5 protein-coding genes and 1 pseudogene are annotated in these 5,843 nt (G+C 59.6%); 3 read left to right on the top strand and 3 right to left on the bottom strand.

All coding sequences use genetic code 11. From position 1 onward, the window contains the following. From rloC to rloA, 3 genes and pseudogenes are all read right to left on the bottom strand, one after another. Positions 1–442, bottom strand: a pseudogene (gene rloC, locus ACXRVY_RS15280) (alpha-L-glutamate ligase-like protein RloC); the annotation flags it as partial. Then, the gene (rloB, locus tag ACXRVY_RS15275; RefSeq protein ID WP_458237684.1) at positions 442–1,977 is read right to left on the bottom strand and encodes an osmotic stress tolerance membrane protein RloB; all 1,536 of its coding nucleotides are present in this window, start codon (positions 1,975–1,977) and stop codon (positions 442–444) included. The pseudogene rloC and the gene rloB, both read right to left, overlap by 1 nt. Before the next feature lie 5 nt (positions 1,978–1,982). Further along, a complete protein-coding gene (rloA, locus tag ACXRVY_RS15270) occupies positions 1,983–2,519 on the bottom strand; it encodes a retropepsin-like aspartic peptidase RloA (protein WP_223462941.1) in 537 nt (178 codons plus the stop codon). A 297-nt stretch (positions 2,520–2,816) separates the two neighbouring features. Between rloA and ACXRVY_RS15265 the strand changes: the two genes are divergently transcribed. The 3 genes from ACXRVY_RS15265 (at position 2,817) to prpC (ending at position 5,700) form a co-directional block, all read left to right on the top strand. Next, positions 2,817–3,536, top strand: a complete 720-nt coding sequence (locus tag ACXRVY_RS15265; protein WP_411740714.1) for a GntR family transcriptional regulator — start codon at positions 2,817–2,819, stop codon at positions 3,534–3,536. Continuing rightward, on the top strand, positions 3,533–4,423 hold the full coding sequence (gene prpB, locus ACXRVY_RS15260; protein WP_223462940.1) for a methylisocitrate lyase: 891 nt from the start codon (positions 3,533–3,535) through the stop codon (positions 4,421–4,423). Before ACXRVY_RS15265 ends, prpB begins: the two co-directional genes overlap by 4 nt. 149 nt (positions 4,424–4,572) lie before the next feature. Further along, on the top strand, positions 4,573–5,700 hold the full coding sequence (prpC, locus tag ACXRVY_RS15255; RefSeq protein ID WP_223462939.1) for a bifunctional 2-methylcitrate synthase/citrate synthase: 1,128 nt from the start codon (positions 4,573–4,575) through the stop codon (positions 5,698–5,700). Positions 5,701–5,843: the final 143 nt, after the last annotated feature.

Here is a 5,843-nt window from a genome sequence, read left to right as displayed (position 1 = left end):
GAATCACACGGTACTCGATCAGCGCCCGGTCGCGGTGACCGCCCAGGGAGTACAGGCCGGTCAGGATGCTGGAAATCTGATGCTCGATTTCTTCATGGCTGATGATCCGGCCGGACACCGAGCGATATCGGCCTTCAAAACGGTCGGCGATGACCAGGATGCCATCGCCGCCAGCGCCCTGGGCCGGTTTGATCACGAAGTCGCTGCGTGCGCCGATGATCTCTTCGAGATTGTCGATTTCCTTCTCGGTGGAGATCACGCCATACAGCTCGGGCACATGGATGCCGGCGGCGATGGCGCGCTCCTTGGTGATGATCTTGTCATCGACGATCGGGTACAGGCTGCGCTTGTTGTACTTGAGCACATAGTCTGCGTTACGCCGATTGATCCCCATGATGCCTCGGGCTTCCAGGGCCTTCCAGGTCTTCCAGAAGCCGAACATCAGGCGTCAGCCTTTTTCAGGAAAGCCTTGAAACGCACGAGTTCAGTCAGGCGATAACCGCGATAACGACCCATGGCCAGCATGAAACCCACCAGGATCAGCAGGATCGCCGGGAAAGTGAACACGAAGTACACCAGTTCCGGCACGGTCATGATCAGGTGCGCCAGGGACGCGGCGAACAGTGTGCCAATGGCCACTTTCATCGCATGGCCGCCGCCACGTTCTTCCCAGGTGATCGACAGGCGTTCGATGGTCATGGTCAGGATCACCATCGGGAACAGCGCCACCGACAAGCCGCGCTCCAGGCCGAGTTTATGGCTGAACAGGCTGATGGCTGCGATCAACACCACCACAAAGGTCAGCACCACCGACAGCCTCGGCAACATTTGCAGCTTCAGGTGTTCAAGGTAGGAGCGCAGCGACAGGCCCAGTGCCGTGATGATGGTAAACAGCATGATGCCGAAGCCGAGCTGGGTTTCGCGGAAGGCCAGGGCGATCAGTACCGGGGTGAAGGTGCCGAGGGTCTGGATGCCGATCAGGTTGCGCAGGATCAGGATCACCAGCACGCCGATCGGGATCATCACCATGATCATGAAGGTCTGCTGGGTTTGCAGCGGCAGGCCGTACAGCGAGTACTCGAGGAAGTTGGCGTCGGTGTTTTCGTCGGTCAGCTTGGCCAGGCGAATGGCGTTCATTTCGCTGTTGTTCAGGCTGAAGGTTACGTTGGCTTTCTTGCCGCCGTCGACGGTGATCAGGTTTTCGTCGCCGGTCCACCACAGCAGGCGGTCGGTCGGCAGGCCCTGTTCACCGGTTTCCGGGTTGAAGTACAGCCAGTTGGTGCCATTGAAACTGCGCAGCCACAGTTCCGGTATTTGCGGCTGGTCGGCCACCAGGCGGATGGTGTGGACCTTCTCGACCGGCACGTGGGCGATGGACAGTAGCAACTCGACGATTTTTGCCTTGTGTGCGGTGGACGGATCACCGGCCAGCAACAGCTTCACGTTGTCGTCGTTGAGGTTGTTGACTCGCTTGATGGATTCGCCGACGAAGGTTTCGACGTCGGCCGAGTGCTGGCGAATCGGTGCGAGCAGAGCTTCGGCGGCGATTTTTTCCGGACCTTCGATGGCCATGCTGTCGCGAAAGGTCGGGCCTTTGATCTTGGCTTTCTCACCGGAATAACGCTTGGTCAGCACCAGGCGGTAATACAGCGTCTGATTGCCTTTGGCCCGGCGCGCCGACCAGGTGACCTTGCGGTTGCCGTCGACCCGGTTCACGGCCACGCCGTAGTTATTGGAGATGARACTCTCGTTGAGGCTGACGAAGTCGCGGCTCAGCGGCGGCACGAACATCTGGATCTTGACCGGGTCCTTGGCACTGGCGACGAACTCGACCTTGGCGTCGATGTTCCACAGGTCGTCAGTGGCGTCTTCGGTCACCGGGATGCCCAGTACGAAGATCTGATAGGCCGTAACTGAAATGCCCAGCGCCACCAGGATGGCGATCAGCAGTTTCAGATGAAGGGTAAGAGAGCGCATTTGAATTACTCGGCGGTATAAGCGTCGGTGGTGCAGGCGGGTTTGCCGGCAGCATATTTAAGGCTGGGGTCGACCAGTGCATCGAAGCGTTTGAGGGCTTCGGAGCCAATCAGTAGCGGGTATTGGAAAGCGCTGCGGTCGGTCAGGTTCACTTCGATGCTGCGCAGGGCCGAGCCCATGCAGATGTCCAGTTCGATCACCGGGCGGGCAGTGTACTTCTTGCCTTCCTCCGGGTCGTAGTCGCCGGCCCGGCGCTTGATCTTGCTGACACGGGCCAGCGGGCGTTCGATCGGGTGCGAATGGGCGGTGTCGATGGCCAGATAAAAGCGCACCCACGACTCGCCGTTGCGTTTGAAGCGTTTGATATCCCGTGCACTCAGGGACGCGGTTTTTGCCCCGGTGTCGAGTTTGGCCGCCACTTCCAGATCGATGCCATTGAGCGATGCGTACTCATTGAGGCCATACACGGTCTTTTCCCCGGCGATTGCGAAGCCGGGCATGCAAAGGAAATAAAGGAAGGCAGGGAAGGGCTTGAGTCTCATAAATCCTGGTGCGCAGCGGTCCGACTTGATTCAAGGCCCTGGCATCGCTGCGCAAGCTCCCTCGTATGCCTGTCAGGTTTTTATGACAGGCAGTGCAGATGTGACAAACAAATGCGGGCGGCATTCTAGCACGGTAGTTTGATGGCGCCAGCGCTGGCCGGTGGCTATAAACAGAGGGGTTGCTTCGTTATGGTGCAGCCGGTTATCAGAAGATTGTCGACAATATCGATTTAACCTTTGACTGTGTCGCCTGTATTMGTTAGTTTTTGCGGCACTGGCTCACAAGGTGTCGACAATATGCTGGATCAACTCGATCCCCCCGTTTCAGCGCAAGACGATACGGAGACCCTGTCCGAGAACGTCTTCCGACGCATTCAGGCGGCTATCGTCAAAGGCGAGATTGCGCCGGGCAGCAAAATCTCCGAACCGGAGCTGGCACGCACCTACGGCATCAGCCGTGGCCCGTTGCGCGAGGCCATCCACCGTCTGGAAGGCCAGCGCCTGCTGGTTCGCGTGCCGCATGTCGGCGCGCGGGTGGTGTCGCTCAATCACGCTGAGCTGCTGGAACTCTACGAAATCCGCGAATCCCTGGAAGGCATGGCCTGTCGCCTCGCCGCCGAGCGCATGAGCGTCGAAGAAATCGACGAGCTGCGTCGGGTCCTGGAAACCCACGAGCGCGATGAGGCGTTTCAGGCCGGGAGAGGCTACTACCAGCAGGAAGGCGATTTCGACTTCCATTACCGAATCATCCAGGGCAGCGGCAACCGCACGCTGACCCAAATGCTCTGCGGCGAGCTCTATCAACTGGTGCGCATGTACCGCATCCAGTTTTCCACCACGCCCAATCGCCCGCACCAGGCGTTCGCCGAGCACCACCGCATTCTCGATGCCATCGCCGACCGTGACGGTGAGCTGGCCGAGTTGTTGATGCGCCGTCACATCGGCGCCTCCAAACGCAATATCGCCCGTCATTACCAGGACGGCGTCAACCCGACAGCCAAACGAGGTGAGTCATGAGTTTGAACAAGAGCACACCAGGCCAGCGTTTCCGCGATGCGGTCGCCAGCGAACACCCACTGCAAGTGGTCGGCGCGATCAATGCCAACCACGCGCTGCTGGCCAAGCGCGCCGGTTTCAAGGCGATCTACCTGTCGGGTGGCGGGGTGGCTGCCGGCTCCCTCGGCGTGCCTGACCTGGGCATCACCGGCCTGGATGACGTGCTGACCGACGTGCGCCGTATCACCGATGTTTGCGACCTGCCGTTGCTGGTGGACGTGGATACCGGTTTCGGTTCCTCGGCGTTCAACGTCGCTCGCACCGTCAAGTCGATGATCAAATTCGGCGCCGCGGCGATTCACATCGAAGACCAGGTTGGCGCCAAGCGCTGCGGTCACCGTCCTAACAAGGAAATCGTGACCCAGCAGGAAATGGTCGACCGCATCAAGGCCGCCGTCGATGCGCGTACCGATGACAGCTTCGTGATCATGGCCCGTACCGACGCCCTGGCGGTGGAAGGCCTGGAGTCTGCCCTGGATCGCGCCGCCGCGTGCATCGAGGCCGGTGCGGACATGGTGTTCCCGGAAGCTATCACCGAGCTGGACATGTACAAGCTGTTCGCCAGCCGTGTGAAAGCGCCGATCCTGGCCAACATCACCGAATTCGGCGCGACGCCGCTGTACACCACCGAACAGCTGGCCGCTGCCGACGTATCGCTGGTGCTGTACCCGCTGTCGGCGTTCCGTGCCATGAACAAGGCCGCAGAAAACGTCTACACCGCGATCCGTCGCGATGGCACGCAACAAAACGTCATCGACACCATGCAGACGCGCATGGAGCTTTACGATCGCATCGACTACCACACCTTCGAGCAGAAGCTCGATGCGTTGTTCGCCGCTAAGAAGTAATCGAACCTTTTATATGTAGGAGCGAGCCTGCTCGCGATGGACGTCAACGATTACGTGGTGTCCATGATGCACCGAGGTGTTACATCCACCTTCGCGAGCAGGCTCGCTCCTACAGGTTTCTCTGACAAAAAGAATATTGGAGACAAAAAATGGCCGAAGCAAAAGTACTCAGTGGCGCCGGGCTCCGTGGCCAGGTAGCCGGGCAAACCGCACTGTCCACCGTGGGGCAGTCGGGCGCCGGTCTGACCTATCGTGGTTATGACGTACGTGAACTGGCGGCTGACGCACAGTTCGAAGAAGTCGCCTACCTGCTGCTGTACGGCGAGCTGCCGAACAAAGCGCAACTGAACGCCTACATCGACAAACTGAGCAAGCTGCGTGACCTGCCGCAAGCACTGAAAGAAGTGCTGGAACGCATCCCCGCCGACGCCCACCCGATGGACGTGATGCGCAGCGGTTGCTCGTTCCTCGGCAACCTGGAACCGGAGAACGATTTCTCCGAGCAACACGACAAGACCGACCGCCTGCTGGCCGCGTTCCCGGCGATCATGACTTACTGGTACCACTTCAGCCACGAAGGCAAGCGCATCGATTGCGTGAGTGACGAGCCGTCCATCGGCGGCCACTTCCTGCACCTGCTGCACGGCAAGAAACCGAGCGAGCTGCACGTCAAGGTGATGAACGTTTCGCTGATCCTCTACGCAGAGCACGAGTTCAACGCGTCGACCTTCACCGCACGTGTTTGCGCGTCGACCCTGTCCGACCTGTATTCGTGCATCACGGCGGCCATCGGCTCGCTGCGCGGCCCGCTGCACGGTGGTGCCAACGAAGCGGCGATGGAAATGATCGAGCGTTTCTCGACGCCGGAAGACGCGATCAAGGGCACCCTCGGCATGCTCGAGCGCAAGGACAAGATCATGGGCTTCGGCCACGCGATCTATAAGGACAACGATCCGCGTAACGAGGTGATCAAGGGCTGGTCGAAAAAACTCGCTGACGAAGTGGGTGACAAGGTGTTGTTCCCTGTGTCCGAAGCCATCGACAAGACCATGTGGGAGCAGAAGAAACTGTTCCCGAACGCCGATTTCTACCATGCCTCGGCGTACCACTTCATGGGCATTCCGACCAAGTTGTTCACACCGATTTTCGTCTGCTCGCGCCTGACCGGCTGGGCCGCCCACGTGTACGAACAACGTGCCAACAACCGCATCATCCGTCCAAGCGCCGAGTACGTAGGCGTTGAACAGCGCAAGTTCGTACCAATCGAACAACGCTGAATGGTGGAGGTCGGCACCGGGATCTGAATGCAACGCAGATCCCTGTGGGAGCGAGCTTGCTCGCGATGACGGGCTGACATTCAACATCAATGTCGCCAGTTCCATCGCTATCGCGAGCAAGCTCGCTCCCACAGGGGTTTGTG

The sequence above is a fragment of the Pseudomonas sp. P5_A2_2 genome (assembly GCF_054177685.1).
Note: the sequence above shows the minus strand (reverse complement) of the source record. Positions and strands in the feature narration are given on the sequence as shown.